The sequence below is a fragment of the Geobacillus sp. FSL K6-0789 genome, from assembly GCF_038593135.1.
GTDB classification, from domain to species: domain Bacteria; phylum Bacillota; class Bacilli; order Bacillales; family Anoxybacillaceae; genus Geobacillus; species Geobacillus stearothermophilus.
This window is the reverse complement of sequence record NZ_CP151966.1, coordinates 234,340-261,093: the sequence shown is the minus strand read 5'-3', so window position 1 is coordinate 261,093 and position 26,754 is coordinate 234,340. Positions and strand designations below refer to the sequence as shown.

General features: G+C 53.6%; 23 protein-coding genes, 11 tRNA genes, 3 rRNA genes and 2 pseudogenes. 5 read left to right on the top strand and 34 right to left on the bottom strand.

Annotation, left to right across the window (positions count from 1 at the left end):
• Positions 1-7: 7 nt before the first annotated feature.
• On the bottom strand, positions 8-292 hold the full coding sequence (groES, locus tag NSQ51_RS01450) for a co-chaperone GroES (protein WP_033010033.1): 285 nt from the start codon (positions 290-292) through the stop codon (positions 8-10).
• 360 nt (positions 293-652) lie between these two features.
• On the opposite strand from groES, the gene NSQ51_RS01445 reads away from it, so the two are divergent.
• Both NSQ51_RS01445 and NSQ51_RS01440 read left to right on the top strand, forming a co-directional pair.
• On the top strand, positions 653-1,387 hold the full coding sequence (locus NSQ51_RS01445; protein ID WP_049624795.1) for a type II CAAX endopeptidase family protein: 735 nt from the start codon (positions 653-655) through the stop codon (positions 1,385-1,387).
• On the top strand, positions 1,384-1,563 hold the full coding sequence (locus NSQ51_RS01440; RefSeq protein WP_033010036.1) for a YdiK family protein: 180 nt from the start codon (positions 1,384-1,386) through the stop codon (positions 1,561-1,563). Before NSQ51_RS01445 ends, NSQ51_RS01440 begins: the two co-directional genes overlap by 4 nt.
• 64 nt (positions 1,564-1,627) lie before the next feature.
• Here NSQ51_RS01440 and tatC read toward each other — a convergent pair whose 3' ends face one another.
• Genes tatC through moaC form a run of 4 tightly spaced genes read right to left on the bottom strand, consistent with a single transcriptional unit; the run spans position 1,628 to position 3,713 of the window.
• Positions 1,628-2,377, bottom strand: coding sequence for a twin-arginine translocase subunit TatC (tatC, locus tag NSQ51_RS01435; protein ID WP_033016804.1), 750 nt, complete (start codon positions 2,375-2,377; stop codon positions 1,628-1,630).
• Positions 2,378-2,397: 20 nt separating this feature from the next.
• On the bottom strand, positions 2,398-2,550 hold the full coding sequence (tatA, locus tag NSQ51_RS01430) for a twin-arginine translocase TatA/TatE family subunit (protein ID WP_031406010.1): 153 nt from the start codon (positions 2,548-2,550) through the stop codon (positions 2,398-2,400).
• A gap of 17 nt (positions 2,551-2,567) precedes the next feature.
• On the bottom strand, positions 2,568-3,209 hold the full coding sequence (locus NSQ51_RS01425; RefSeq protein ID WP_033016754.1) for a redox-sensing transcriptional repressor Rex: 642 nt from the start codon (positions 3,207-3,209) through the stop codon (positions 2,568-2,570).
• 15 nt (positions 3,210-3,224) lie between these two features.
• Positions 3,225-3,713: a cyclic pyranopterin monophosphate synthase MoaC gene (gene moaC / locus NSQ51_RS01420; protein ID WP_033016803.1), complete on the bottom strand. Its 489-nt coding sequence runs from the start codon at positions 3,711-3,713 to the stop codon at positions 3,225-3,227.
• 95 nt (positions 3,714-3,808) lie between these two features.
• On the opposite strand from moaC, the gene NSQ51_RS01415 reads away from it, so the two are divergent.
• Positions 3,809-5,740, top strand: coding sequence for an ABC-F family ATP-binding cassette domain-containing protein (locus NSQ51_RS01415; RefSeq protein ID WP_049624796.1), 1,932 nt, complete (start codon positions 3,809-3,811; stop codon positions 5,738-5,740).
• Positions 5,741-6,480: 740 nt separating this feature from the next.
• Here the strand turns inward: NSQ51_RS01415 and tsaD are convergent.
• From tsaD to NSQ51_RS01315, 20 genes are all read right to left on the bottom strand, one after another.
• Positions 6,481-7,494: a tRNA (adenosine(37)-N6)-threonylcarbamoyltransferase complex transferase subunit TsaD gene (tsaD, locus tag NSQ51_RS01410; protein WP_047817700.1), complete on the bottom strand. Its 1,014-nt coding sequence runs from the start codon at positions 7,492-7,494 to the stop codon at positions 6,481-6,483.
• Entirely contained in the window at positions 7,491-7,943 is a 453-nt protein-coding gene (gene rimI, locus NSQ51_RS01405; RefSeq protein WP_033010040.1) for a ribosomal protein S18-alanine N-acetyltransferase, read from the bottom strand. The genes tsaD and rimI overlap by 4 nt, the downstream gene beginning before the upstream one ends.
• On the bottom strand, positions 7,903-8,643 hold the full coding sequence (tsaB, locus tag NSQ51_RS01400; protein ID WP_033016751.1) for a tRNA (adenosine(37)-N6)-threonylcarbamoyltransferase complex dimerization subunit type 1 TsaB: 741 nt from the start codon (positions 8,641-8,643) through the stop codon (positions 7,903-7,905). Before tsaB ends, rimI begins: the two co-directional genes overlap by 41 nt.
• Positions 8,640-9,098 carry a tRNA (adenosine(37)-N6)-threonylcarbamoyltransferase complex ATPase subunit type 1 TsaE gene (tsaE, locus tag NSQ51_RS01395; RefSeq protein ID WP_033010045.1) on the bottom strand — a complete coding sequence of 153 codons (459 nt, stop codon included), beginning with the start codon at positions 9,096-9,098 and terminating at the stop codon, positions 8,640-8,642. The genes tsaB and tsaE overlap by 4 nt, the downstream gene beginning before the upstream one ends.
• Before the next feature lie 225 nt (positions 9,099-9,323).
• A 5S ribosomal RNA gene (rrf, locus tag NSQ51_RS01390) occupies positions 9,324-9,440 on the bottom strand.
• 247 nt (positions 9,441-9,687) lie between these two features.
• Positions 9,688-12,615 (bottom strand): 23S ribosomal RNA (locus NSQ51_RS01385).
• A 157-nt stretch (positions 12,616-12,772) separates the two neighbouring features.
• Positions 12,773-12,916 (bottom strand): hypothetical protein, encoded by a 144-nt coding sequence (locus tag NSQ51_RS01380; RefSeq protein ID WP_162489997.1) that lies wholly within the window; start codon positions 12,914-12,916, stop codon positions 12,773-12,775.
• Between the two features lie 92 nt (positions 12,917-13,008).
• A 16S ribosomal RNA gene (locus NSQ51_RS01375) occupies positions 13,009-14,567 on the bottom strand.
• The 16S, 23S and 5S rRNA genes sit together here with 11 tRNA genes alongside, the layout of an rRNA operon.
• A gap of 238 nt (positions 14,568-14,805) precedes the next feature.
• A tRNA-Gly gene (locus NSQ51_RS01370) sits at positions 14,806-14,879 on the bottom strand.
• A gap of 173 nt (positions 14,880-15,052) precedes the next feature.
• Positions 15,053-15,126, bottom strand: a tRNA-Pro gene (locus tag NSQ51_RS01365).
• 4 nt (positions 15,127-15,130) lie between these two features.
• Positions 15,131-15,207: transfer RNA gene (locus NSQ51_RS01360), tRNA-Arg, on the bottom strand.
• Positions 15,208-15,279: 72 nt separating this feature from the next.
• Positions 15,280-15,362, bottom strand: a tRNA-Leu gene (locus NSQ51_RS01355).
• A gap of 15 nt (positions 15,363-15,377) precedes the next feature.
• Positions 15,378-15,459 (bottom strand) — tRNA-Leu (locus NSQ51_RS01350).
• A gap of 5 nt (positions 15,460-15,464) precedes the next feature.
• Positions 15,465-15,540: transfer RNA gene (locus NSQ51_RS01345), tRNA-Lys, on the bottom strand.
• 144 nt (positions 15,541-15,684) lie between these two features.
• Positions 15,685-15,759, bottom strand: a tRNA-Gln gene (locus NSQ51_RS01340).
• Between the two features lie 13 nt (positions 15,760-15,772).
• Positions 15,773-15,848: transfer RNA gene (locus NSQ51_RS01335), tRNA-Asp, on the bottom strand.
• Positions 15,849-15,878: 30 nt separating this feature from the next.
• Positions 15,879-15,950: transfer RNA gene (locus tag NSQ51_RS01330), tRNA-Glu, on the bottom strand.
• A gap of 16 nt (positions 15,951-15,966) precedes the next feature.
• Positions 15,967-16,059: transfer RNA gene (locus NSQ51_RS01325), tRNA-Ser, on the bottom strand.
• Positions 16,060-16,065: 6 nt separating this feature from the next.
• Positions 16,066-16,140: transfer RNA gene (locus tag NSQ51_RS01320), tRNA-Asn, on the bottom strand.
• 432 nt (positions 16,141-16,572) lie between these two features.
• A complete protein-coding gene (locus NSQ51_RS01315; RefSeq protein ID WP_033016555.1) occupies positions 16,573-17,034 on the bottom strand; it encodes a SprT family protein in 462 nt (153 codons plus the stop codon).
• A 93-nt stretch (positions 17,035-17,127) separates the two neighbouring features.
• Between NSQ51_RS01315 and cmpA the strand changes: the two genes are divergently transcribed.
• Positions 17,128-17,241 carry a cortex morphogenetic protein CmpA gene (gene cmpA, locus NSQ51_RS01310; RefSeq protein ID WP_121625977.1) on the top strand — a complete coding sequence of 38 codons (114 nt, stop codon included), beginning with the start codon at positions 17,128-17,130 and terminating at the stop codon, positions 17,239-17,241.
• Positions 17,242-17,298: 57 nt separating this feature from the next.
• Here the strand turns inward: cmpA and NSQ51_RS01305 are convergent, their stop codons facing one another.
• The 6 genes from NSQ51_RS01305 to acpS form a co-directional block, all read right to left on the bottom strand.
• On the bottom strand, positions 17,299-19,461 hold the full coding sequence (locus NSQ51_RS01305) for a Tex family protein (protein ID WP_049624463.1): 2,163 nt from the start codon (positions 19,459-19,461) through the stop codon (positions 17,299-17,301).
• Between the two features lie 542 nt (positions 19,462-20,003).
• Entirely contained in the window at positions 20,004-20,354 is a 351-nt protein-coding gene (ndoA, locus tag NSQ51_RS01300) for a type II toxin-antitoxin system endoribonuclease NdoA (RefSeq protein ID WP_003253417.1), read from the bottom strand.
• 4 nt (positions 20,355-20,358) lie between these two features.
• Positions 20,359-20,640: a hypothetical protein gene (locus NSQ51_RS01295; RefSeq protein ID WP_033010302.1), complete on the bottom strand. Its 282-nt coding sequence runs from the start codon at positions 20,638-20,640 to the stop codon at positions 20,359-20,361.
• 114 nt (positions 20,641-20,754) lie between these two features.
• Positions 20,755-21,921: an alanine racemase gene (alr, locus tag NSQ51_RS01290; RefSeq protein WP_033016557.1), complete on the bottom strand. Its 1,167-nt coding sequence runs from the start codon at positions 21,919-21,921 to the stop codon at positions 20,755-20,757.
• 242 nt (positions 21,922-22,163) lie between these two features.
• On the bottom strand, positions 22,164-23,183 hold the full coding sequence (locus tag NSQ51_RS01285) for an outer membrane lipoprotein carrier protein LolA (RefSeq protein WP_033016553.1): 1,020 nt from the start codon (positions 23,181-23,183) through the stop codon (positions 22,164-22,166).
• Between the two features lie 79 nt (positions 23,184-23,262).
• Entirely contained in the window at positions 23,263-23,652 is a 390-nt protein-coding gene (gene acpS / locus NSQ51_RS01280) for a holo-ACP synthase (RefSeq protein WP_033010299.1), read from the bottom strand.
• 120 nt (positions 23,653-23,772) lie between these two features.
• Between acpS and NSQ51_RS01275 the strand changes: the two genes are divergently transcribed.
• A complete protein-coding gene (locus tag NSQ51_RS01275; RefSeq protein WP_049624464.1) occupies positions 23,773-24,390 on the top strand; it encodes a rhomboid family intramembrane serine protease in 618 nt (205 codons plus the stop codon).
• Between the two features lie 11 nt (positions 24,391-24,401).
• On the opposite strand, the gene NSQ51_RS01270 is transcribed toward NSQ51_RS01275, so the two are convergent.
• The 3 genes and pseudogenes from NSQ51_RS01270 to NSQ51_RS01260 form a co-directional block, all read right to left on the bottom strand.
• Complete coding sequence (locus NSQ51_RS01270; RefSeq protein ID WP_033016549.1) at positions 24,402-25,805, bottom strand: DEAD/DEAH box helicase; 1,404 nt, start codon at positions 25,803-25,805, stop codon at positions 24,402-24,404.
• Positions 25,806-25,866: 61 nt separating this feature from the next.
• Positions 25,867-26,283: pseudogene (locus NSQ51_RS01265) on the bottom strand (alpha/beta hydrolase); the annotation flags it as partial.
• Between the two features lie 150 nt (positions 26,284-26,433).
• Positions 26,434-26,745: pseudogene (locus NSQ51_RS01260) on the bottom strand (alpha/beta fold hydrolase); the annotation flags it as partial.
• Positions 26,746-26,754: the final 9 nt, after the last annotated feature.

Here is a 26,754-nt window from a genome sequence, read left to right as displayed (position 1 = left end):
CAATATATTAGCGGATGACAGCCAAAACGTCGCTTTCGCGCAAAATTAAGTATTCTTTTCCGTCGTATTTTACTTCCGTGCCGGCGTATTTCGAGAAAATGATGCGGTCGCCGACTTCAACTTCCGGCGCAACGCGTTGGCCGTTGTCAAGCACGCGGCCTGCACCGACAGCGACAACGCGGCCTTCTTGCGGCTTTTCTTTCGCCGTATCCGGCAGCACGATGCCGCTAGCCGTTTTTTCTTCAGTTTCCACGACTTCAATGACAATGCGATCGCCTAATGGCTTCAACACGGGAAACAACCTCCTTAACGATAGTTTTCGCCGTTCTTATTAGCACTCATCATTATTGAGTGCTAACACACTTATAATATTAATGAACTCTTCTCCGTTTTGCAAGTAGGAAATACAAAAAAATAACTGTTTTTCTTTCATGCGCGAAGATAAGGAGAAAATGGGATAACAAGCTGTCAGGCCCCAGATCAATCGGCGCACAAAATCCATTTTCATTATTGCACATTTCTAACATCAATAAACAACGCTAGGCAATTTTTTTGTGGCGGCCGCGCCAACCACGGCCGGCGCGCTTTTCTTATCATTTCGCCGAACATGTGCTACAATACGGATATATTTGAAATAAAGGGGTAAAACGATTTGAAGCGCCGTTACTGGTATGTCATCATCACCTATATCGCCATGCAGCTGTCTTCCTTTGTCGGTGTGCCGCTCCTTCGCTCCCTCGGCGTCGGCCAAGGCGCGCAAACACGTCTCGAAGCAGCGAAAATTGCCTCCGGCTATTGGGCGGTCATCAGCTTTTTATTGGCTTTTGCCATCATTTTATGGCTGCTGCGCGGCGACCGCGATGAACGGACAATGCGGCGGCTGCCGCTCGCCTCGTCATGGATGTGGGCGATCTCGGGCGTCTTTTTGGCGCTTGCCGCGCAAAGCGTTGCCGCCAACATCGAATGGCGTCTATTGGGCATTGAGCCGGGCTCGGAAAACACAAGGCAAATCATCGACATCATCCGCCTGACGCCATTGCTCGTCGTCGTCACGTCGGTCATCGGCCCGGTTTTGGAGGAACTCATCTTCCGCAAAATCATTTTTGGCTCGCTTTATGAAAAATACAACTTTTGGTTGGCAGCGCTGGCCAGCTCGCTTCTGTTTGCTCTCGCCCACATGGAGCCGGAGCATTTGCTTTTGTACACATCCATGGGGATGGTGTTCGCCTTTTTATACGCCAAAACCGGACGCATTTTCGTGCCGATGTTCGCCCATGTAGCAATGAACACGTTTGTCGTTGCCGTTCAAATTTTGTTGGCTGATGAATTGGAAAACATGATGCGCCAAGCGGAACTGCCGCTGGCCATTTGGAGGATTTGGCTATGACGCGCCATCCGCGGCTGTTTTCTGTTCCGTATTTCATCTTGGGCTTCCTGTTTACGTATTTGGCGATCGAAAGCGTTCATGAAACGATTTGGAACGTCTCAACCATCGCGTTGGCGGCGCTGGCCGCTTTTGATTTCGGCACCGCCTTTCGCTTGTTCTTCACACCGAGACAATAAAACCCTCCCCATTGGGGGAGGGTTTTTGCCTGGCGCCGTATGAACCGTCCTCTTGATGCTGCCCTCAATATGGATCGCCGCTTCCTTCCTCCGCCGCTAATTGCGCCTTTCGATAGCCGATTTTGGCAACCCAGATGCTCCCCTCATACAAAAGCGTCAGTGGAATCATGACGATCACTTGCGACAACACATCCGGCGGCGTAATGGCGGCCGCTAAAATAAGCAGCGCCAAATACGCATACTTGCGGATGCGAACAAGAAGCTGCGGCGTAATAAGCCCTAAGCGGGTGAAAAACAGGACAACAATCGGCAGCTGAAACACGATGCCAAACGGCAGCACGAGCTGCAGCAAAAACTGAAAATATTCATTAATGCCGATCATCTGTTGAATGCCGAGCCGTTCCGCCAGCTGATTCATAAACCGGACGACAAATGGAAACAAGACGAAATACGCAAAACCAACCCCGGCTAAAAATAGAATGATCGATGCTGGAATGTAGCTGAGCGTTGCTTTCCGCTCTTTTTCATACAGCCCCGGACTGACAAACGCCCAAATTTGATACAACAGCACCGGAGCAGTCAGTACAGCGGCGATGACAAAGGCAAACTGAAAATACACTTTAATCGGATCGGTGAGGCGGAACGCGTTCATCGTCAGCTGTTTCGCTTCCGCAGTGTGCTGCAAATACACAATGACGTCATCGACAAAAAAGAAGCTGGCTACAAGCGCCGCAACGAAAAAGAGAAGCACGATGATCAGCCGTTTCCGCAGCTCTCCGAGGTGTTCATACACGGACATTTCTTTGTCATTCATCGTTTCCCCATCCTGCCTTGTCATCGGTCGGTTTTCGTTTCTTCGTCATCAGCGAGCCCTTTTGTGGCGTCTTTAAACTCGCGAAGCGACTGGCCGAACGACCGCCCCAACTCCGGCAGCTTTTTCGTGCCAAACAGCAACAAAATGACAAGAACGAGCAACAAATATTTCATGTGTTGTTCTCTCCTTTTTACGATGGCGATGGATAGTTTTTCAAAAAATAGACGAGCGACTGCAGCTCAATGGCTAAATCGATATGATGGACACGAATATGGTTCGGCACGTTCAACCGCGCCGGAGTAAAGTTTAAAATGCCTTTAATTCCTTGCGCGACAAGGCGGTCGGTCAGCGCTTGAGCCGCGGCGGCCGGCACGGTTAAAATCGCGATCGGAATGTCGCCGCGAAGCCGCTCCTCCAGCTCATCGAGATGATAGACCGGCACCCCGCCGACTGTCGTTCCGACCTTCCGTTCATCGACATCAAACGCCATGACAATTTTCGTGTTGTTATTTTTCGAAAAGTTGTAGTTTAAAAAGGCGGTGCCTAAATTGCCGACGCCAAACAAGGCGACTTCGGTCACCTCATCCTCTTCAAGCGTCTGGCGGAAAAACGACAACAAATAATTGACATTATACCCGTATCCCTTTTTGCCAAGCGCGCCAAAATACGAAAAGTCGCGGCGAATTGTCGCCGGATCGACTTTCACCGCCTCGCTCAGCTCGGCGGAGGACACGCGCTGCTTCCCTGAGGCATGTAAATTTTTCAAAAACCGATAGTATAACGGCAGACGCTTGGCAGTCGCCTGCGGGATTTTCGGTTGTTCGTTGCTCATCGTTTCATCCCCCAGCTAATCGGTTTTCCGTCGATAATGGCCGGACTTCCCGCCCGTTTTTTCGACCAAATACGTTGGACCGATCGTCATTCCTTTATCGAGCGATTTGCACATGTCGTACACAGTCAATGCGCATACCGAAGCCGCCGTCAGCGCTTCCATCTCCACTCCTGTGCTCCCTTTCGTTTTGACCGTCACGGTAATCACAAGTTTATACGCTTCCGCCTCTTTTTCCCAAGCAAAGGCAATATCGACGCCTTTTAACATAAGCGGATGGCACATCGGAATAAGATCGGCCGTTTTTTTCGCCGCCATGACCCCGGCCACCTGGGCTACCGCCAGCACATCACCTTTCTCAATGGCATTGTTCGTCATCTTTTCGTAAATCTCTTCATTGACGGTGACGCTCGTTCTCGCCACCGCTATCCTGATCGTATCTTCCTTGTTCGTAATGTCGACCATTTTCGCCCGGCCTTGTTCATTGAAATGCGTAAACGATGACAAGACAATCTCCTCCATTTATCACTATACACCATTTTTCGTTATCTGTCTTTGACCGTTTTCGCGACTTACGTTAAACTATTCGCGAGGTGACGGACATGATCATTTTGCAAGTGAATGGAATCACGAAATATTTTGGCGCTGACCTTATTTTATCGAATATAAAACTAGAAATACAGTCCCGCGCCCGCATTGCTCTTGTCGGCCGCAACGGCGCAGGCAAATCGACGCTGCTGAAGATCATCGCCGGCGAACTTTCTTCCGACAGCGGTGAAATCATCAAGCCAAGCCATATCAAAATCGGCTATTTGGCGCAAAACAGCGGGCTCGACTCGTCACGCTCCATTTGGGACGAGATGCTGGACGTATTCGCGCCGCTCCGGGCGATCGAAGCGCAGCTAGCAGAGCTCGGCGCCCAGCTTGGCGACCCGGATCTGCTCGCCGATCCGTCCCGCTACGAAAAAACGCTTCAAGCGTATGACAACTTGCAAGAGCAATACAAAGAACAAGGGGGCTATCAGTATGAAGCCGACATCCGCTCTGTTTTGCACGGGCTGCAATTTTCGTCATACGATTACCAAACAACGCCCGTTTCCTCGCTAAGCGGCGGACAGCGGACGCGGCTCGCCCTTGGAAAACTGCTGTTGGCCAAGCCGGACTTGCTTATTTTAGACGAGCCGACGAACCATTTGGACCTCGATACGCTCACATGGCTCGAGCAATATTTACAGGCATACCCCGGCGCCGTTCTGCTCGTTTCCCATGACCGCTACTTTTTGGACAAAGTCGTCACCGAAGTGTACGAGCTGTCCAACGCGACGCTTAAGCGGTATAGCGGCAATTACAGCCGCTATTTGGAGCTTCGGGCCGAGCAATACGAACAAGAGCTAAAACGATACGAAAAGCAACAGGAGGAAATCGCCCGCCTCGAAGACTTCATCCGGCGCAACATCGCCCGCGCCTCGACAACGAAACGGGCGCAAAGCCGGCGAAAGCAGCTCGAAAAAATGGAGCGGCTTGAACGCCCGGCCGGAGATGAAAAATCAGCTTCTTTTTCTTTTGCGATTGAGCGGCCGAGCGGCCATGAGGTGCTCACCGCAGAGCAATTGACCGCCGGCTATCGCGAAGGCGCACCGGTCATCCGCCAAATCAGCTTTCGCATAACACGGGGGGAGAGTGTCGCCTTGGTCGGACCAAACGGCATCGGCAAGTCGACATTGTTGAAGACGATCGCCGGAAAGCTCCCAGTCCAATCCGGAAAGCTCCGGTACGGTGCAAATGTGAAAATCGGCTATTACGACCAAAACCAGGCGGAACTGTCGACAAACAAACGAGTGCTCGACGAGTTGTGGGACGCCTACCCGGACAAAACCGAAAAAGAAATTCGCACCGTGCTCGGCAACTTTTTGTTTTCCGGCGACGACGTCTTAAAACCGGTTTCCGCCTTAAGCGGCGGAGAGAAAGCACGCCTGGCGCTCGCCAAACTCATGCTGCAAAAAGCCAACGTTCTCTTGTTGGATGAACCGACCAACCATCTCGACCTTGACAGCAAAGAGATGCTCGAGCAGGCGCTTGTCGACTATCCGGGAACGATCTTGTTCGTCTCCCACGACCGCTATTTCATTAATCGCATCGCGACAAAGCTGTTTGAACTCTCGGGCGATGGGCTTGTCGAATATTTAGGAGACTATGACTATTACGTGGCGAAAAAAGAAGAAATGCGCGAATTGGCGCGCCTGGACTCCCACCCGCCCGCATCACCGGACAGCGGCGAAACAGCCAAATCCACATACGAGCAAGAAAAAGAGGAAAAAAGACGACAGCGCCAACGGCAGCGCCGTCTGGAAGAGATCGAAGCCGAGATCGCCGCACTGGAAGCACAAATCGCTGAAACCGAGCAGCAGCTGTGCGACCCGTCTGTATACGGCGATTATGAAACCGTGCAGCAGCTCACGCAAGAAAACGAAAAGCGGAAACAGCAGCTTGAAACGTTATTGGCCGAGTGGGAACAGCTCTACGCCTCGTTTTGAGCCAATCCGCTGCCAGGGAACGCCAACACGGGCATCTAGCGGCTTCATGTGCACTGCTCGTGCGCATCACCGCGCCAGGCCGATCACAGGCCAACTCGTTTAGCAGCCTTTTGCCTTGTTCATGAAAGCTGCTTCTTAGGTGAAGGACGATGACTGACAAGAGGGTGTCCCCAAAGGATTGGAACACCCTCTTTCGTTGCATATATATGCTTGCTGTTTCTGCCGCACTAGACGTGCGCCTATCTTGAAGGCAGGCGACCTTTTAGGTCAGCCCCGTTTTTGTGTTAATCACATTATCCACAAAGAAATCCACACTTTTCTGTGCAAAACAGAAGTTATTACCACATTATCCACAATCAATCCCTTTCCTCTATGAAAAAATGATTGTGTATTGCACTCCTCGCCGTTATCATGTTTTTTTTACTTTTCCACATTGTCCACAACCTATGGATAAAAATATGCACAACAAGTCCCCACCCGACGGCCGTTCCGCTTGCCAAACAAAAAAGAGCAGACCGCCTGCCCTAAGCGATCCGCTCTTTAAAAGGATTTTTAACTTGAGAAAAGTGCGTTTTGGGCCAGTTTTTCATGAAATCCCCAACCTCCTAGAAGGCCGGTGACAAACTGCTGTCACGAGCAAATCAACGGCATTTCGCCAAAAAAGAAGGCTGATTCCACAGTTTTTCTCTAATTGAGAAACAAGTGGAGCTAGCAGTATTTTGTACTAAATCACCGACCTTCTAGACAAGCGGCAAGCTTGGATTGGCGTTGAGCGCCAAATCAGCCCGCTTTCCTTGTTGATATAACACAGTTCCCGCAACGGCAATCATCGCCGCATTATCAGTGCATAGCGATAACGGTGGGATGACAAGCTCCACATCGGGAAGCTCTTTCATTTTCTCCTGCAGTGCAGCCCGAAGCCCGCGGTTGGCCGCCACTCCGCCGGCGAGCAGCACTTGTCGTACGCCGTATTCTTTGGCGGCCTGCACCGTTTTCGTCACCAGCACATCGACGACGCTGGCCTGAAAGCTCGCGGCCATCTGTCTCGGATCGATCTCCTCGCCGCGCTGCTTCGCGTTGTGGAGCGCATTGAGAACCGCTGATTTTAAGCCGCTGAAGCTGAAATCATACGAACCTTCCTCAAGCCACGCTCGCGGCAAATCAATCACGGGCTCGCCCTCATGAGCCAGCCGGTCGATGTGCGGTCCTCCTGGGTACGGAAGGCCTAAAGCCCGCGCCACCTTGTCATACGCCTCACCAGCAGCGTCGTCGCGCGTCTCGCCAATGACTTGAAACGCCCCGTGGCCTTCCATGTAAACAAGCTCCGTATGCCCGCCGGAAACGACAAGCGCCAACAGCGGAAATTTCATCTCCGCCACGAGCTGGTTGGCGTAAATATGACCAGCAATATGATGCACCCCGACAAGCGGCAACCCGTGGGCAAACGCGAGCGCCTTTGCGGCGTTCACCCCGACAAGGAGCGCCCCAACCAACCCCGGTCCGGCCGTCACCGCAATGGCATCAAGATCGGAAAACGATACGCCAGCCTGCCGCATCGCTTCCTCCATGACGAGTGTAATTTGTTCGACATGATGGCGCGAGGCAATTTCCGGCACAACACCGCCAAACCGCCGATGGCTTTCCATTTGCGACGCCACAACATTCGATAAAATCTCTTTTCCGTTTTTCACCACGGCCGCCGCTGTTTCATCGCAGCTCGTTTCAATACCTAGTACATGCACGTTTTCATTCATGTCAGTTTCACCCACATCACTAGCGCATCTTCAAAATTGTCCGGATAATACCGTTTGCGGATGCCGCCATTGCGAAACCCAAGCTTTCGGTACAACGACTGGGCGACATGGTTCGAGACGCGCACTTCCAGCGTCATCGTCGCCGCCCCATGCTGCTTGGCTGTTTCCATAAGGCGGCGCATAAGCGCTTCGCCGAGTTTTTGTCCGCGAAACTGTGGCAGCACAGCGACATTCGTCACATGCGCTTCATCAATCACGAGCCACATCCCCGCATACCCGATGATCCGTCCGCGGTGCACCATGACAATATATTTCGCGTAACGATTGTACATCAGTTCATTATAAAAAGATTCCCGGCTCCACGGCGCGGTAAACGACGCCTGTTCGACTTGCACGACCTCATCGATATCATGAATGGTCATCGGCCGGAATTGCACATCGATCCCCATCGTCCCCGTCCCCTTTTTGTTTCGCAAGCCATTTCGCTTCCGCTTCCGCAAGACGGATGTAATTCGGCACAAACGTATGCGGATTCTCATGTTCTTTCTCTTTTCCGAGCATGATGAGCTCACTTGGCCGCGGCAATGTCAACGACGGCGGCGTCATGAAAAACCGCCCGCCCAAGCGGCTCCGAAACAGCTCACTATATACCGGCGCATCGGCCCCGATGAACAATACATCCTCTCCCCGTCTGCGTAAATGATCGGCCCACTCGTCCGCCGCCACAATCCGGTCCGCTTCAAGGCATCGGAGCGCGCCGTCCTCGTACCGGTACAACCCGGTGTAAATTTGTCCGCGCCGCGCGTCAAACAGCGGGACGAGCAAACCGGGGAAATACCGGCCATTAGCGGCGAGCACCTCTAAACTCGAGACGCCGGCTATCGGAATGCCGAGCGACCAAGCGAGCGTTTTCGCAATGGTGACACCGATCCGCACCCCGGTATAAGATCCAGGGCCTTTCGCAACAACAACTAAATCAAGCTCATTGGGCGCCATTCCGCACTGCCGAAGCAGCGACTCAATGGCCGGCATCGTCCGGACAGAATGATCTCTTTTGACACTCGTAATGAATTCCCCTTTAATAACATCCCCATCCGCCACAGCAATGCCTAGCGGCATATTCGATGTATCAATCCCTAATATTTTCATGACGCAAAAATCTCCTTGCATAGCTGTTCATAGCGCCACCCTGACGGCTCAAAGACAAGTCTCCGTTCATCGCCGCCATGGCGAAACAAAGAAACGGTCAGCCGCTCCTCAGGCAGCTGCCCCGCAATCAAATGGGCCCACTCGACAACCGCAACACCATCACCGTTAAAATATTCATCAAATCCGAGATCCTCCCATTCGTCTTCAAGCCGATACACATCCATATGATAAAGCGGCAGCCGCCCATCATACTGCTTGATAATCGTGAAGGTCGGGCTGTTGACGTTTTGTACAATGCCCAGCCCCTCGGCAATCCCTTTCGTAAACGTTGTTTTTCCCGCACCTAAATCTCCCTCTAACGCGATGACCATCCCCGGCTGAAGCCGTTCTCCGAGCCGGCGTGCAACCGCCTTCGTCTCTTCCGGAGAATGCACGGTAAGTTCAAACTGCTTCATGGTGTTCCACCTTATTCCATTTTATCATCTTTGCTTCCACTTTTGAAATTTTACCATAAGGAACGGCAACGTTGCCACTGCCGGCGCCAAAAAAACAGCCATACAAAACAAAAGGACTGCCCTGCTAAGGCTATATTGAGCCTCCCGGGCAGTCCTGAGATCAAACTCGCAAAACAAAAAGAAAAAGGGAATTAGGCGTGTTGCTACTCCCTGGTGAATAAGATTGCCTAGCAGCGACCTACTCTTGCAGGGGCGCTGGCCCCAACTACCATCGGCGCTGGAGGGCTTAACTTCCGTGTTCGGGATGGGAACGGGTGTTTCCCCTCCGCTATCACCACTAGGCAAGCGATTCAGTTTCGACATCATTTATTATACTTAAAAAATAAATATTGTCAAGAAGGAAAGTCATTCCTTCAAAACTAGATAACCGTCGGAAGAAGCCGGGGCGAACCGCTCGCCTGCGCTTTTCGATGTCTAGTTCCGGCCGCCATCGGCTCGCGACGCTTCGGTCCTGCTGCGGCGGGCTAAGCCCGCTCGCAGGCCCTCCAGCGCGCCTCGCCGATAAGCAGGCGGCCTCCACTTTTCTTGTTAGGTTAAGCCCTCGATCGATTAGTATCCGTCAGCTCCACGTGTCGCCACGCTTCCACCTCGGACCTATCGACCTCGTCATCTTCGAGGGATCTTACCCGCCTGACGCGGTGGGAAATCTCATCTTGAGGGGGGCTTCACGCTTAGATGCTTTCAGCGCTTATCCCGTCCGCACATAGCTACCCAGCGGTGCCCCTGGCGGGACAACTGGTACACCAGCGGTGCGTCCATCCCGGTCCTCTCGTACTAAGGACAGCTCCTCTCAAATTTCCTGCGCCCGCGACGGATAGGGACCGAACTGTCTCACGACGTTCTGAACCCAGCTCGCGTACCGCTTTAATGGGCGAACAGCCCAACCCTTGGGACCGACTACAGCCCCAGGATGCGATGAGCCGACATCGAGGTGCCAAACCTCCCCGTCGATGTGGACTCTTGGGGGAGATCAGCCTGTTATCCCCGGGGTAGCTTTTATCCGTTGAGCGATGGCCCTTCCATGCGGAACCACCGGATCACTAAGCCCGACTTTCGTCCCTGCTCGACCTGTCCGTCTCGCAGTCAAGCTCCCTTGTGCCTTTGCACTCTCCGAATGATTTCCAACCATTCTGAGGGAACCTTTGGGCGCCTCCGTTACCTTTTGGGAGGCGACCGCCCCAGTCAAACTGCCCGCCTGACACTGTCTCCCACCCCGCTAAGGGGTGCGGGTTAGAATTTCAATATCGCCAGGGTGGTATCCCACCGCCGCCTCCACCGAAGCTGGCGCTCCGGCTTCCCAGGCTCCCACCTATCCTGTACAAGCGATACCAAAATTCCATATCAGGCTGCAGTAAAGCTCCACGGGGTCTTTCCGTCCTGTCGCGGGTAACCTGCATCTTCACAGGTAGTATAATTTCACCGGGTCTCTCGTTGAGACAGCGCCCAAGTCGTTACACCTTTCGTGCGGGTCGGAACTTACCCGACAAGGAATTTCGCTACCTTAGGACCGTTATAGTTACGGCCGCCGTTTACTGGGGCTTCGGTTCGCACCTTCGCTTCCGCTAAGCGCTCCCCTTAACCTTCCAGCACCGGGCAGGTGTCAGCCCCTATACGTCGCCTTTCGGCTTCGCAGAGACCTGTGTTTTTGATAAACAGTCGCTTGGGCCTTTTCACTGCGGCTCGTTCGGGCTCTTCACCCAAACGAGCACCCCTTCTCCCGAAGTTACGGGGTCATTTTGCCGAGTTCCTTAACGAGAGTTCTCCCGCGCGCCTTAGGATTCTCTCCTCGCCTACCTGTGTCGGTTTGCGGTACGGGCACCTCTTCCCTCGCTAGAGGCTTTTCTTGGCAGTGTGAAATCGGGGACTTCCGGATGACTCCGTCGCCATCACCGCTTGGCCTTACAATCCGCGGATTTGCCTACGGATCAGCCTTGCGGCTTGGACAGGCTCTTCCAGCCGCCTGCTCGCCCTATCCTCCTGCGTCCCCCCATCGCTCAAACGGGAAGGAGGTGGTACAGGAATCTCAACCTGTTGTCCATCACCTACGCCTTTCGGCCTCGGCTTAGGTCCCGACTAACCCTGAGCGGACGAACCTTCCTCAGGAACCCTTAGGCTTTCGGCGCAGAGGATTCTCACCTCTGTTTTCGCTACTCATACCGGCATTCTCACTTCTAAGCGCTCCACCAGTCCTTCCGGTCTGGCTTCAACGCCCTTAGAACGCTCCCCTACCGATGACCAACGGTCATCCCGCAGCTTCGGCGGCACGTTTAGCCCCGGTACATTTTCGGCGCAGAGTCACTCGACCAGTGAGCTATTACGCACTCTTTAAATGGTGGCTGCTTCTAAGCCAACATCCTGGTTGTCTTTGCAACTCCACATCCTTTTCCACTGAACGTGCACTTTGGGGCCTTAGCTGGCGATCTGGGCTGTTTCCCTCTCGACCACGGATCTTATCACTCGCAGTCTGACTCCCGGGCATAAGTCGTTGGCATTCGGAGTTTGACTGGGTTCGGTAACCCGATGAGGGCCCCTAGCCCAATCAGTGCTCTACCTCCAACACTCTCCATCCCGAGGCTAGCCCTAAAGCTATTTCGGGGAGAACCAGCTATCTCCAAGTTCGATTGGCATTTCACCCCTACCCACACCTCATCCCCGCACTTTTCAACGTGCGTGGGTTCGGGCCTCCAGCCGGTGTTACCCGGCCTTCACCCTGGACATGGGTAGATCACCTGGTTTCGGGTCGACGACGACGTACTTTTCGCCCTGTTCAGACTCGCTTTCGCTGCGGCTCCGCCTCTTCGGCTTAACCTCGCACGCCATCGTCACTCGCCGGTTCATTCTACAAAAGGCACGCCATCACGCATGAACGCGCTCTGACTACTTGTAGGCACACGGTTTCAGGTTCTCTTTCACTCCCCTTCCGGGGTGCTTTTCACCTTTCCCTCACGGTACTGGTGCACTATCGGTCACTAGGGAGTATTTAGCCTTGGGAGATGGTCCTCCCTGCTTCCGACGGGATTTCCCGTGTCCCGCCGTACTCAGGATCCGCTCGGGAGGGAACGAAGTTTCGACTACAGGGCTGTCACCTTCTCTGGCCGGCCGTTCCAGACCGGTTCGTCTACCCCGTTCCTTTCTCACTCCCACAATGAGCGGTCCTACAACCCCAAGAGGCACGCCTCTTGGTTTGGGCTGTTCCCGTTTCGCTCGCCGCTACTCAGGGAATCGCGTTTGCTTTCTTCTCCTCCGGGTACTAAGATGTTTCAGTTCCCCGGGTGTGCCCTCCATGCCCTATGGATTCAGGCATGGATACTGCCCCATTACGGACAGTGGGTTCCCCCATTCGGACATCTCCGGATCAACGCTTGCTTACAGCTCCCCGGAGCGTTTCGGCGTTTGCCCCGTCCTTCATCGGCTCCTAGTGCCAAGGCATCCACCGTGCGCCCTTTCTAGCTTAACCTACAGCGCTCTCGGCTTCTTCCTTATTGTCTAGCGTCGGCTCGCCGCCGCTCGGGGTCAAATAACCTTCGCCTTCCGGGTGCAAGCACCCTTGCAGGCGAAGAACATTTGCCCATCGCGGCGAAACGCTCGCCTCCGCTTTTCCGGTTATCTAGTTTTCAAGGAACGATTTTTGTCATTGAGAGAACATGACTCGCTCCCTCAAAACTGAACGAAACAGAAGCGCTGTGTATCGACAGTTGGCCATTGCGGCCTTCGCTTTTCGTCTTGTCTAGCTCCAGCGCCTGGCTCTCTTCTGCCAAATAACCTTCCCCCTCGGGGTGCCAGCACCCCTCCGGGTGAAGAACATTTGGCTTCGAGAGCCGAACGCGGCGCTTCCGCTTTTCGTCCTTAGAAAGGAGGTGATCCAGCCGCACCTTCCGGTACGGCTACCTTGTTACGACTTCACCCCAATCACTTGCCCCACCTTCGGCGGCTGGCTCCCTTGCGGGTTACCTCACCGACTTCGGGTGTTGCAAGCTCTCGTGGTGTGACGGGCGGTGTGTACAAGGCCCGGGAACGTATTCACCGCGGCATGCTGATCCGCGATTACTAGCGATTCCGGCTTCATGCAGGCGAGTTGCAGCCTGCAATCCGAACTGAGAGCGGCTTTTTGGGATTCGCTCCCCCTCGCGGGTTCGCAGCCCTTTGTACCGCCCATTGTAGCACGTGTGTAGCCCAGGTCATAAGGGGCATGATGATTTGACGTCATCCCCACCTTCCTCCGACTTGTCGCCGGCAGTCCCTCTAGAGTGCCCAACCGAATGCTGGCAACTAGAGGCGAGGGTTGCGCTCGTTGCGGGACTTAACCCAACATCTCACGACACGAGCTGACGACAACCATGCACCACCTGTCACCCTGTCCCCCCGAAGGGGGAACGCCCAATCTCTTGGGTTGTCAGGGGATGTCAAGACCTGGTAAGGTTCTTCGCGTTGCTTCGAATTAAACCACATGCTCCACCGCTTGTGCGGGCCCCCGTCAATTCCTTTGAGTTTCAGCCTTGCGGCCGTACTCCCCAGGCGGAGTGCTTATCGCGTTAGCTGCAGCACTAAAGGGTGTGACCCCTCTAACACTTAGCACTCATCGTTTACGGCGTGGACTACCAGGGTATCTAATCCTGTTTGCTCCCCACGCTTTCGCGCCTCAGCGTCAGGTGCAGGCCAGAGAGCCGCCTTCGCCACTGGTGTTCCTCCACATCTCTACGCATTTCACCGCTACACGTGGAATTCCGCTCTCCTCTCCTGCCCTCAAGTCCCCCAGTTTCCAATGACCCTCCACGGTTGAGCCGTGGGCTTTCACATCAGACTTAAGAGACCGCCTGCGCGCGCTTTACGCCCAATAATTCCGGACAACGCTCGCCCCCTACGTATTACCGCGGCTGCTGGCACGTAGTTAGCCGGGGCTTTCTCGTGAGGTACCGTCACCGCGCCGCCCTCTTCGAACGGCGCTCCTTCGTCCCTCACAACAGAGCTTTACGACCCGAAGGCCTTCTTCGCTCACGCGGCGTCGCTCCGTCAGGCTTTCGCCCATTGCGGAAGATTCCCTACTGCTGCCTCCCGTAGGAGTCTGGGCCGTGTCTCAGTCCCAGTGTGGCCGGTCACCCTCTCAGGCCGGCTACGCATCGTCGCCTTGGTGAGCCGTTACCTCACCAACTAGCTAATGCGCCGCGGGCCCATCCGCAAGTGACAGCCCAAAGGCCGCCTTTCAACCGAAGACCATGCGGTCTTCGGTGTTATCCGGTATTAGCTCCGGTTTCCCGGAGTTATCCCGGTCTTGCGGGCAGGTTGCCCACGTGTTACTCACCCGTCCGCCGCTGACCGAATCAAGGCAAGCCCCAATCCGGTCCGCTCGACTTGCATGTATTAGGCACGCCGCCAGCGTTCGTCCTGAGCCAGGATCAAACTCTCCAAAGAAAGTTGATTGGCTTTTGCTTCGGCCCATGCGGACCTCCGCTTTTCGTATTGTCCAGCTTCGGTCCGCCGCCGCTCGGGGGTCAAATAACCTTCGCCTCCCGGGTGCAAGCACCCTTGCAGGCGAAGAACATTTGCCCGTCGCGGCGACCCGCGAACCTCCGCTTTTCGTCGCGCTTCGTTTCGTTCAGTTTTCAAGGAACAAGGTAACTTCTTGTATTTTTCTCTTCTTGCTTCTTCGTGGAGCGGGTGATGGGAATCGAACCCACGACATCAGCTTGGAAGGCTGAGGTTTTACCACTAAACTACACCCGCATATAATTTCGAACTAACATCCACCACACTCTTCCGTGCCCCTTCCTCTGCAAGCACATTCAAAGACGCTGGATGCGTCGGGGCAACTCGAAGCGGATTCGATAAGGCAATGCTCGTGGCTGAGATTTTACCACTAAACTGCACCCGTATAGCAATTGATGAAGATATTCAAATCGGGAAGACAGGATTTGAACCTGCGACCCCATGGTCCCAAACCATGTGCTCTACCAAGCTGAGCTACTTCCCGATCATGGCGCGCTCGAGAGGATTCGAACCCCTAACCTTCTGATCCGTAGTCAGATGCTCTATCCAATTGAGCTACGAGCGCATTTTTTAGCGACAAATTTTATTATAACAACTACTCGTTCTTTTATCAACATAATGTTTGGGTTTAGTGGAATGCGGTCGAGAGGACTTGAACCTCCACGGGGTCGCCCCCACTAGGCCCTCAACCTAGCGCGTCTGCCATTCCGCCACGACCGCATATGGACTAATCAGTGCGGGTGGAGGGACTTGAACCCCCACGCCGTGAGGCGCCAGATCCTAAGTCTGGTGCGTCTGCCAATTCCGCCACACCCGCTAATATGGTGAGCCATGGAGGACTCGAACCTCCGACCCTCTGATTAAAAGTCAGATGCTCTACCTACTGAGCTAATGGCTCATGGTTAGGTATACACTCACAGTGAACGATGTCCCTTCCTCTACTAGCATATTCAAAGATGCACGATGCGTCGGGGCAAATCGAAGCAAATTCGATGATGTAACGCTCGTTGCTGAGCTAATAGCTCGTATTTAACACATAAAATGGCTGGGCCAGCTGGATTCGAACCAGCGCATCACGGAGTCAAAGTCCGTTGCCTTACCGCTTGGCTATGGCCCAGCGATTGGTGTAATGGCGGTCCCGACGGGACTCGAACCCGCGATCTCCTGCGTGACAGGCAGGCATGTTAACCACTACACTACGGGACCGCAATCCGCGGGAAACCCCCGCGCTGTAAGTGACCCGTACGGGATTCGAACCCGTGTTACCGCCGTGAAAGGGCGGTGTCTTAACCACTTGACCAACGGGCCATGCGACTATCGAAAGTGGCGGAGAAGGCGGGATTTGAACCCGCGCGCCGTTAAGTCACGACCTAACGGTTTAGCAAACCGTCCCCTTCAGCCACTTGGGTACTTCTCCAAACACTGGCTCCGCAAGTAGGATTCGAACCTACGACCTACCGGTTAACAGCCGGTTGCTCTACCGCTGAGCTATTGCGGAATGATGAAGAAATTATGCTATACTTTACGATGTGCTCGTTACCTCTTCCAGATAATTCAAGGAAGAAAGATGCGTCGAGACAACTTGTAGTGAATTCGATGATGCTAATGCTCGTCGTTGAACTATTGTGGAACGGCTCAGATTTCCTACACTTTCACAATCGACATTGTCTATTATATTGAGCTGTCGACTCTTTGTCAACATGTTTTTTGCTGTTTGTTTCATCGCCGTTTGGCGACGGCTTTTATAATTTAGCATATGGCCAATTTAATTGTCAACCACTTTTTTTTGCAAAATGTGATACTGCTCTCTTTTCGAAGAGGACGTTCGCATATCCGTGCCGTGATACAAGAGCTCCATAAAAAGTTTCGTTTCCTTCGGGAAAGACACGGCGGATGTTCCTAATAGGGTTCGGCATAAGCAAGGAAGCGTTCAACGGCGTTGGTTCGCTAGTTTAAGCCGCCCGCGGCAGTTCCCGCAGACGTAGCGGGCGGTGTTCATGCGCTTTTTTCGAGTGTACGTCAGGCCGCAAGATGTGCAAATGTATGTATAGATCGTTTTCGACCTGTCTGTTTTTTGGCCGATTGGACGACAATAGCGAGGCGCCCCCACTTTTTGCAGCAGTTCGCGGAAGTCGCGGTCGCGATGGCGGTAGCCTTTTCCCTCAAGGTGCAAGTGGTAATGGCAAAGCTCATGTTTGATAATGGCGATCAATTCTTCCTCGCCGAACTGCTCGTAATGTTTTTGATTGAGCTCAATGTTATGCGTCTGCAACATGTAGCGCCCGCCGGTGGTGCGCAAACGAGGGTTGAAGAAAGCGGTATGGCGGAACGGCTTGCCAAATGTGCTTATGGAAATTTGTTCAACGAGCGCTTGCAAGCGTTTTTGATCCATGACAGGCGCCCCCCTTTTATGTTTTCAGCACAGGACAATGCGCAGCTACATACATTATATACTACCTTTCCGTATGTTAGGGAGGTGACTGTTTTGCCTACGTGGCTAAAAAATCAGATGAGACGAGCCTATTATGAGAAAAATCTTGATCAAATTAAGCTGTTAAACCAATGCTGGTTTTTTTATCAAAGGAAGCACTGTCCGTAACATATGTTTGAGGCTGTCCCTGCTGTTCATTGGGCAGTACGGGACAGCCTCTCCAGCTTATTCCGGCGGAAGCATCGATAATGAAATTCTTCCTTTCGCTGCATCAACCCTTTCCACCCACACTTTGACGACGTCGCCGACGGAGACGACATCAAGCGGATGGCGGACGTATTGTTTGCTTAGCTTGGAAATGTGCACGAGCCCGTCCTGTTTGACGCCGATGTCGACAAAGGCGCCGAAGTCGACGACGTTGCGCACCGTTCCTTCGAGCTCCATGCCTGGCTTTAAGTCTTCCATTTTCAAAACGTCTTTTCGCAATATCGGCTTGGGCAGCTCGTCGCGCGGGTCGCGCTCTGGGCGGCACAACGCGTCAATGATGTCGCGGAGCGTCAGTTCCCCGATGCCGAATTCGGATGCCGCTGCTTTCACATCGATGGCTTGCAGCGCTTGGCGAAGCTCATTGCTGCCGATGGCGGCGGTTGTAAATCCTAACTTTTGCAACAACTGCTTCACTTCCGCGTACCGCTCGGGGTGAATCGGCGTGCGGTCAAGCGGCTCGTCGCCGTCGACAATGCGCAAAAACCCGATGCATTGCTCATACGTTTTCGCCCCAAGACGCGGGATCGTTTTCAGCTCCTCGCGGCTGCGGAATTTCCCTTGCTCTTCGCGGCGTTTGACAATGTTTTCGGAGACGGTTTTCGTCAGTCCCGAGACGTATTGGAGCAGCGAAACGGACGCCGTGTTGACGTTGACGCCGACTTGATTGACGACCGTCTCCACGACGAAACGGAGCGACTCCGCCAGCTTTTTTTGCGACACATCGTGCTGGTATTGGCCGACGCCAACCGATTTCGGGTCAATCTTCACCAGTTCGGCGAGCGGGTCTTGGACGCGGCGGGCGATTGAGACGGCGCTCCGCTCTTCAACTTGCAAGTCGGGAAACTCGGCGCGTGCAAGGTCGGAAGCCGAGTAGACGCTCGCTCCTGCTTCATTGACAATCAAATAAAAGATATCGCGTTGCACATGCTTCAGCGTGTCGGCGACAAACTGTTCAGTTTCCCGAGAGGCTGTTCCGTTGCCGATGGCGATCATATCCACATGATAGTCGTCAAGTAAACGAAGAATCTTTGTCCTCGCTTCATCCTTTTTCTCTTGCGGCGGGTGTGGGTAAATGACATCGATATGAAGCAGCTTCCCTGTTTCATCAACAACGGCAAGCTTGCATCCCGTTCGGTAGGCTGGGTCGATACCGAGCACCGTTTTTCCTTTCAATGGCGGCTGAAGAAGCAGTTTGCGTAAATTCTCGGCAAAAATATGGATCGCCCGCTCTTCCGCTTTCTCCGTCAACTCGTTGCGGATGTCGCGCTCAATGGCGGGCTCCATCAGCCGTTTGTATCCGTCTTCCACCGCTTCAGCCACGAGCCGGGCGGCCGGGGACGCCTCGTTGACGATCGTTTGCCGCTGCAAATAGCGGATGATTTCTTCGGCAGGGGCTTGGACCGAGACGCGCAGCACCTCCTCTTTTTCGCCGCGGTTCAGCGCCAAGACACGATGGGGGACGATTTTCGCCACAGGTTCTTCGTAGTCGTAATACATCTCGTATACGTTTTTTTCGTCCTTCTCCGACGCCTTCGCGGTGGACACGATCATCCCTTTCCGCCACGTCTGTTCCCGCGCCCATTGACGAAGAGCGGCATCGTCGGCCACCCGCTCGGCGATGATGTCCTTCGCCCCTTGCAGCGCCTCGTCTGCCGTTGCGACCCCTTTTTCTGTATCAATGAACGCCCGGGCCTGCTCTTCCGGAGTTGGGGCGGCAGGGCAGGAAAGAAGCCAATCGGCAAGCGGCTCAAGCCCTTTTTCTTTCGCAATCGTCGCCTTCGTGCGCCGCTTTTGCCGGTACGGGCGGTACAAATCTTCGACTTGCTGCAGTTTCGTGGCGCTGATAATCGCGTTTTTCAGCTCTTCGGTCAATTTCCCTTGCTCATCGATCAGCCGAATGACTTCTTCTTTCCGCTGCTCTAAATGCTGCAAATACTCCCAGCGCTCAAGCACCGCACGAATTTGCACTTCATCGAGCGCACCCGTCATCTCTTTCCGGTAGCGGGCGATAAATGGAATCGTATTTCCTTCCTGATGCAGGCTGATGACGTTTTCAACTTGTTTGGCTGCCAGCCGTTGTTCATCAGCGATCGTTTGAATCAAACGCTGTTCAATCGCCAACACGTTCCCTCCTTATGCACAGCCTTGCACGTTCTCCCATCTACACTCGCTCCTGAAAATGAGCAATGTTTGCAAACAGCTGCCCGCTAGACCGTCTCTGCGTATTCCACACTTCGGCCGCCTTCCGAAGACGGCAAACGACGTTTCTTCACGCAACATATTCCCGTTAGCACGATGTCCCAGCCGCAACCGCACCGCAATCCGGACGCACCCGCTGATCTTTTGTCCATTCGAAGCAAGAGGAAGCCATCATTCCCCGCCGGTTGCACCGAGCTTGGGCAGGGAGAGAGTTCCGGACCGGGGATGACAAAAAAAGAGCTACTTATTCGTAGCCTCTTTGTGAAAGAATACACATAAATGCCAATAGAGGGGACAGACCGTTCCATGAGCCGATCTGCCCGTTTGGCCGGTGAGCCGACATCGCTGCCATGAGACGTTGCGCACCCATGCTGCTTCCACGCGCATCGATTGATCTTCCCACAGCAACACTTGCTGTTTTGGCGTCCCTCACGCTGAAGCGGAAAGATTTCCTTGCGCTTGCTTCAAAAGTCGATCAGCCCTAAGCTGATTTGCAGCGCTTCATCGACTTTGTCCATCATCTCATCATCCAGATGGGTGATTTTGTCAGTCAGCCGCTGCTTATCAATCGTACGGATTTGTTCAAGCAAAATGACCGAGTCCCGCTCAAACCCGTAGCGCTTCGCATCGATCTCGACATGCGTCGGCAGCTTTGCCTTTTGGATTTGCGCCGTGATCGCCGCTACAATAACCGTTGGACTGAAGCGATTGCCGATATCGTTTTGGATCACCAACACGGGGCGGACGCCGCCCTGCTCTGAGCCAACAACCGGGGAAAGGTCCGCAAAATACACGTCGCCACGTTTGACAATCAAAGCATTACCCCCCGCTAACTAAGCGTTCAACGGTGTGATCGGCCTCGTATTCAGCATGAAACGCTTCAGAAGCAATAGATAAATTGATTTTCGCCATTTCCATGTAGCCACGTCTCATCGCTTCGCGAATTTGCCGCTTTTTCCGCTCCCGGATATACATTTTCGTCGCCTGGTAAATAAGTTCATTGCGATTGCCGTTCTCCTGTTTGACGAGGACGTCGAGCTCCGTCAGCAGCGACTGCGGCAAACGAACGATGATTTCCGTCGTTGCGCCAGATTCCGACACAAATATACACCTCCACGAACTGCAGCCATTCATTGCTTCCACTTCATGATACCATTAAACAACGGCGCTGCAAAGTCATTTCTCCATTTTCTATCCTTTGTCTTTTGAAGCAGATTATGCACTGCTTTCCCCGCGGCCAATGGCGTTTCTCACTTCCATTATACGCTTATGGCGGAAAAAAATACGGGGCACTCGATAACTGATCGTGCAAGGCACTTCGTAGTTGATCGTTTCCAAATGGCGAGCGACATCATCAATGGAAATTACCTCGTCCCCTTGGCGACCAATCAGTGTCACCTTCGTGCCGACCGGCAGCGGACCAGGCAGGCGGATCATGCACTGGTCCATGCAAATGCGGCCGACAATCGGCGCCTTTTGTCCGTCAACAAGGACATGAAAGTGCTGCAGGCGGCGGAGCCAGCCGTCCGCATAGCCGATCGGAATCGTCCCGATCCACTCCTCCGTCTGCGCAGTGTACGTCGCACCATAGCTCACCTTTTCGCCTGGTTGCAGTTTTTTGACGTGTACGAGGCGGCTATGGAGCGAAAATGCTTCTTTTAATGGATACGGCAGCAGCGGCTTGATGCCGGGCGACGGGGCAAGCCCATACATGGCAATGCCGAAGCGGACCATATTGAACGTCCGGTCAGGGAAACGGAGCGACGCTGCGCTGTTGGCGCAATGGACGAGCGGCGGGCGCGACGGCAGCCATTCGAGCATGTGCAAAAAACGGGTATACTGATAGGAAAAATAATCGGTGTTCACCTCATCCGCAGTCGCAAAATGCGTGTACACCCCTTCAAGCACAAAATGCGGATGGCGCTCAATCAGCGCTACGATTCGTTTCGTCTCTTCCTCGTCTTTCACTCCAAGCCGTCCCATGCCGGTGTCCATTTTCAAATGGAAATGAATAGGAAAAGGGCCGCTGTAAAGGGCGGACGCTTCTTCCAACCAGTCGGAGCGGAACACGGTCAGGGCAATGCGCTGCTGGGCGGCCAGCGCCGCATCAGCTGGACGGGAAGCCCCGAGAACTAGAATCGGCGCTTCGATTCCTTTTTCCCTTAAAGCGAGCGCCTCATCCAAAAAGGCAACCGCCAGGCGGGAGGCCCCCGCTTCGAGCGCTGTCCTTGCCACCTGCACATCCCCATGTCCATAGGCGTTCGCCTTCACGACCGCCATAATGTGCGTGTCGTCCGGCAGCAAACGGCGCAAATTCGCCACATTGTCGTAAATGGCGTCCAAATCCACTTCCGCCCACGTATCGCGATGAAAGTCGTTCATGGTTTCTCGCTGCCTTTCCTGTTGCGCAAACTTGAAAGCGCTCGAAATCATTTTTGTCCTTTTTTAGTTTACCATGCCATTGCGGAAGAAGGAATAGGGAAAAGCGTACAAAGACAGTGAAAAACGTTGGACGGGCGCTGCGGTTGGCTGCACCGGTGCGCAACTCCAATCGGGCAATAGAAAAAAGACGGCTCCCCTGCTTTCGGAAGCGGGGAGACACGCCTTTTTTTCGGATGGCATCGTTATTTTGCCGCTTTTTCCTGCACTGTGCTGGCCACCATTATCATTTCTTGTGGAGTCAAATCGTCCGAGGCGAGCGTAAACTCCACCCCGTTGTACGACCATGTCAGCGTTCGATCGGTGAGAGCGCCGACGGTGAAGCCTAAATCGACGGGATCGCCGTTCACCAAGACGGGCATGCTCGTTGCCGGAAGCACTTCCGCTTTTTCTTGAACGAGCGTAAATGATTTTTTGCCGCCAAACGTCATAATCACTCGTTTGCCACTCTCACTTTTGACCTCTTTTTCCTCGAGCATTTTCACTCCTTCAGGCAGCCGGCTCAAATCAGGGTACATGACTTCCATCACTTGTTCTTTTCCTGCGGCCATCGTTGGCACCTCAAGACGCGCCCCGGTCATGTTTTTGGACGTGTCGAACGCATCGTCATCAAACTTTTTGTTAAATTCAACATTGGAAAATTCGACCGTCAACAATGCTTTCCGGTCGGTATCCATCACTTTGACCGAGACCGGCGCCAAATCTTTTTTGCGCAGTGTAATCTCCTGTGTTGGGACGACCTCACTGTTCGGGTAGTTCGTTTTTGTCTCGAACACGTAATAATTTTTCGTTTCCTTAAACTTTGCCTTTGGATCGCTCAAAATGTCTTTGACGAGCGATTCGTACAAATACGCTTGGCTGCTGTTTTTCGGCCAATCGCTGACAAACTTGAAGCTTTTGTTGAGGGCGGGTGTAAAGACGAATACCCCCTCATCATTGCGCAAAATCACTTGGCTTTGCCCTTTGTCGGCGTTTTTCAAGCTGACGCGGTAGTACGACGGCTGCTTATGCCACACTTCCACATGGTATACTTGCGGCTCGGCGCCGGTGTGGAACGTCATTTTCGTTTCCGCTTGGTAACCTGTCATCTCATCCATCTTTTCATTCAGCGCCTTGAACACTTCCTCCTGCGATTTGGACCCGCAGCCAGCTAACACAAATAGAAAGATGATGCCGACCAATGCCATAAGCACCTTTCTGCCCATCGCTTCAACCCCTTTGCCTCATATATCGGTTTCTGTCCATGCACTACAATATATGAGACAACACCCGGGAATATGCAGACTAGCTATGACAAAGATCGAACGGCTTGAATGGTTCCAACCGCTCGATGACGACTTGGGCAACCGCATAATCGCGGCTATGGGAAATGGAAAGATGAACGACTTCGCGGTCGCAGTCAGCAGCAATGCGCGGTTTCCCGTAGGCATCTGTGGCGATTTCAATATCCTGAAATGACAAATGCCGTCCAATTCCTGTCCCGAGCGCTTTGGCGTACGCTTCCTTCGCCGCAAACCGTCCGGCGAGAAATTCCACCTGCCGGGCAGGCGGCAACTCATCAAACTGCGCCTTCTCCCGCGGCGTTAAAATCCGCTCCGGGAGTTTGCGGCTGCGGGCAAGGATGGACCGAATGCGCTCCAATTCCACAATGTCAATGCCGATGCCGATGATCATCGCGTTCCCCCCCTGCTATCGGTTTGCCGGCCGCGGACAAATTTTTTCCGGCCGTCGCGCATAAGATGGCTTATAGCAATAACATATGTTTGGTTTCCTGCCAAGAAAGGAGGCTCGTTCATGTTTCACCGTACCGGGGACGGTCGGCCGCTGCCTCGCCTTTGCCCCGCCGTATTCATCCTGTTGCTCGTCCATGTTGGCTTATGGGGGTTGTTCACGCTTCCTCTTCCGGCGCTTGAGCCAGTCTGGCAGAGCATCGTCGGAACGAACGGCGCCATCCGCCATGGGGAGTATTGGCGGCTTGTCAGCTCGCTTTTATTGCACCTCGATTTCGATCATTTAGCCGCGAACAGCCTCTCCTTATGGTTGTTCGGCTCGTGGCTCGAGCAAGCGCTTGGGAAAAGGAAGTTTTTGCTTCTTTATATCGGGGGAGGCGTCGGCGCCAACCTTGCCACCGCCTTGCTTCTTCCGCCGATGTACAGCCATGTTGGGGCGTCGGGCGCCATTTTCTCCTTATTTGGCATGTACAGCTATCTCGCCCTTTTTCGCCGCGACCTCATCGCCCCCCGGCACGCCCAGTTGCTGTTGGCCGCTATGGCCATCAACCTGTTGCTCGGCTTGATGGAGCCGGACGGCAACCTCATCGCCCATCTGTTTGGCTTTGTCACCGGCGGGCTGCTCGCTCCGTTTTTGACCGTCCGCCCCGAGCCGCCGTCGTTTCATGTCGTCCGGCCATGAAAAAACGGCGCTTAATGCGCCGTAATCCGCCGTTTTTTCGTCCGTCCGCGCGCGGAGCCGTCCGGGCGGCCGCCCCGTTTTTTCTCCCGCTTGACCGCTAATGGCGGCTCTTCGGTCAGTTTTACCGGCGTAGTATCCGGCTCGCGCGTCAACATTTTCAAGCAGGCGGCGACAAGCGTCACCGAATCATGCTCTTCCAGCAGCTCCTCGGCGGCCCGCTTGTAAAACGACAAGTTTTCCGTTTCCGCCACATTGAGAAGCTTCTCAATGGCAATGCGCTGTTGGCCTTCCAGCGCCTCATCGAGCGTTGGCGGCTTCATCCGCTCCACTTTCCCCTTCGTCGTCCGCTCAATATGGCGAAGTTGGCCGATCTCCCTTGGCGTGACAAACGTCATCGCCACACCCATTTTCCCGGCGCGACCTGTCCGCCCGATCCGATGGACGTAGCTTTCCGGATCCTGCGGGATGTCGAAGTTATATACGTGCGTCACGCCGGAAATATCCAATCCGCGCGCGGCAACGTCGGTTGCGACTAAAATTTCGATCGATCCTTCTTTAAACTTGCGCAACACCGACAGGCGCTTCGCCTGGCTTAAATCGCCGTGGATGCCTTCCGCCGCATAACCGCGCAAGTTGAGCGCCTCGGCAAGCTCATCAACGCGCCGCTTCGTGCGGCCGAACACGATCGCAAGCTCCGGCGCCTGAATATCGAGAAGCCGCGTCAAAATGTCAAATTTCTTTTTCTCGTGCACTTCTAAGTAGTACTGTTGAATGTTCGGCACGGTCATCTCTTTCGCCTTGACCTTCACGAGCTCCGGTTCATTCATGAACCTCTCGGCGATGCGGCGGATTGGGTCCGGCATCGTTGCGGAAAACAGGAGCGTCTGCCGACCGGTCGGCACATGGCTTAAAATCGCTTCAATGTCCTCGATAAACCCCATGTTGAGCATCTCGTCCGCCTCATCGAGCACGACGGTATGCACGTGCTCAAGACGCAGCGTGCCGCGGTTGATATGGTCAAGAATGCGGCCCGGCGTGCCGACGATGACGTGCGGATGTTTTTTCAAGGCGCGAATTTGCCGTTCAATATCTTGTCCTCCATAAATCGGCAGGACGCGCACCCGCTTCACCGCGCCGATTTTATACAGCTCTTCCGACACTTGAATGGCGAGCTCCCGCGTCGGCGCGACAACGAGCGCTTGAACGGCGCCGTTTTTTACGTCCACTTTTTCCACAATCGGAATACCAAACGCCGCCGTTTTCCCAGTTCCGGTTTGCGCTTGGCCAATGACATCTTTGTTTTGCAGGCTGAGCGGGATCGTTTTTGCCTGAATCGGGGTCGTTTCTTCAAATCCCATCCGCTCGACAGCTTTCATCACTTCTTGGCTTAATCCTAGTTCTTGGAATGTCGTCAATGTTATCCAAACTCCTTAAATTCAAAATCGTCCCTGATTCGTGAGAAAGGTTTGACAGTTATCATACCATGTTATGCGGTGATTTGCAATGATGGGCATGGGCAGCGCGCAAAAATGTTTCCACCTCAGCAAACAGAACGTGCCGATCGATACTATGACAAACATGATGGAACGAATTGGGCAAAAGCAACAGCTTTTTTTCCGCCGATCCAATCTGCTCATATAAATAATAGGCGCTTTTTAGCGGCACGATCCCATCTTTTTCTCCTTGCACAATGAGCGCGGGTGCCGCGACGCGCGGAAGTCGGGGACGCACATCGCGGACGAGTTTGCGAAACTCCCTGACAGCTGAAAACGGCGTCGCCATCATTTTGTTTCGATAGCGGAGAAACAGTGGGTGCTCCCGCGCTCCTTTCCATCCATTGGCAAACATCTCGCGGATGTCGCGCCATAATTGGCGCGGGTTGACATAGTAAAACTCACATTTCGCACCTTGAATAAAAATTCAAAATAAACCTGATTTCATCGAATAAAAATTAGTTATTTTACAATATCTGTATAAAAGTTTATTTTTATGCGAATATTTTGGTCATTTTTTGTATATTATGCAAAGGTTGCGAAATATGAGGTAAAACGCAGCGCTTAGCAGCACGAGTTTGGCGACCGGGTATTTTTCCGCCAAGTAGACGGCGATCACTCCACCCATTGAAAACCCAATGACATACACCACACTGCAACGGTGATGGAGCGCTAAAAACGCTTGTTCCGCCGCTGCGATCCATTGGTCGTATGTAATTCCTTTCAACCGCAGTTCGCTTCCGTGGCCCGGCAAGGTCGGCGTTTCGATCATCCAATCGGTCCGCTCTCGCAAATAATCGGCCAGCGGCGCCACTTCTTCTGGACTTCCCGTAAACCCGTGAATACATAAACAGCCGATCATCATTTCCAC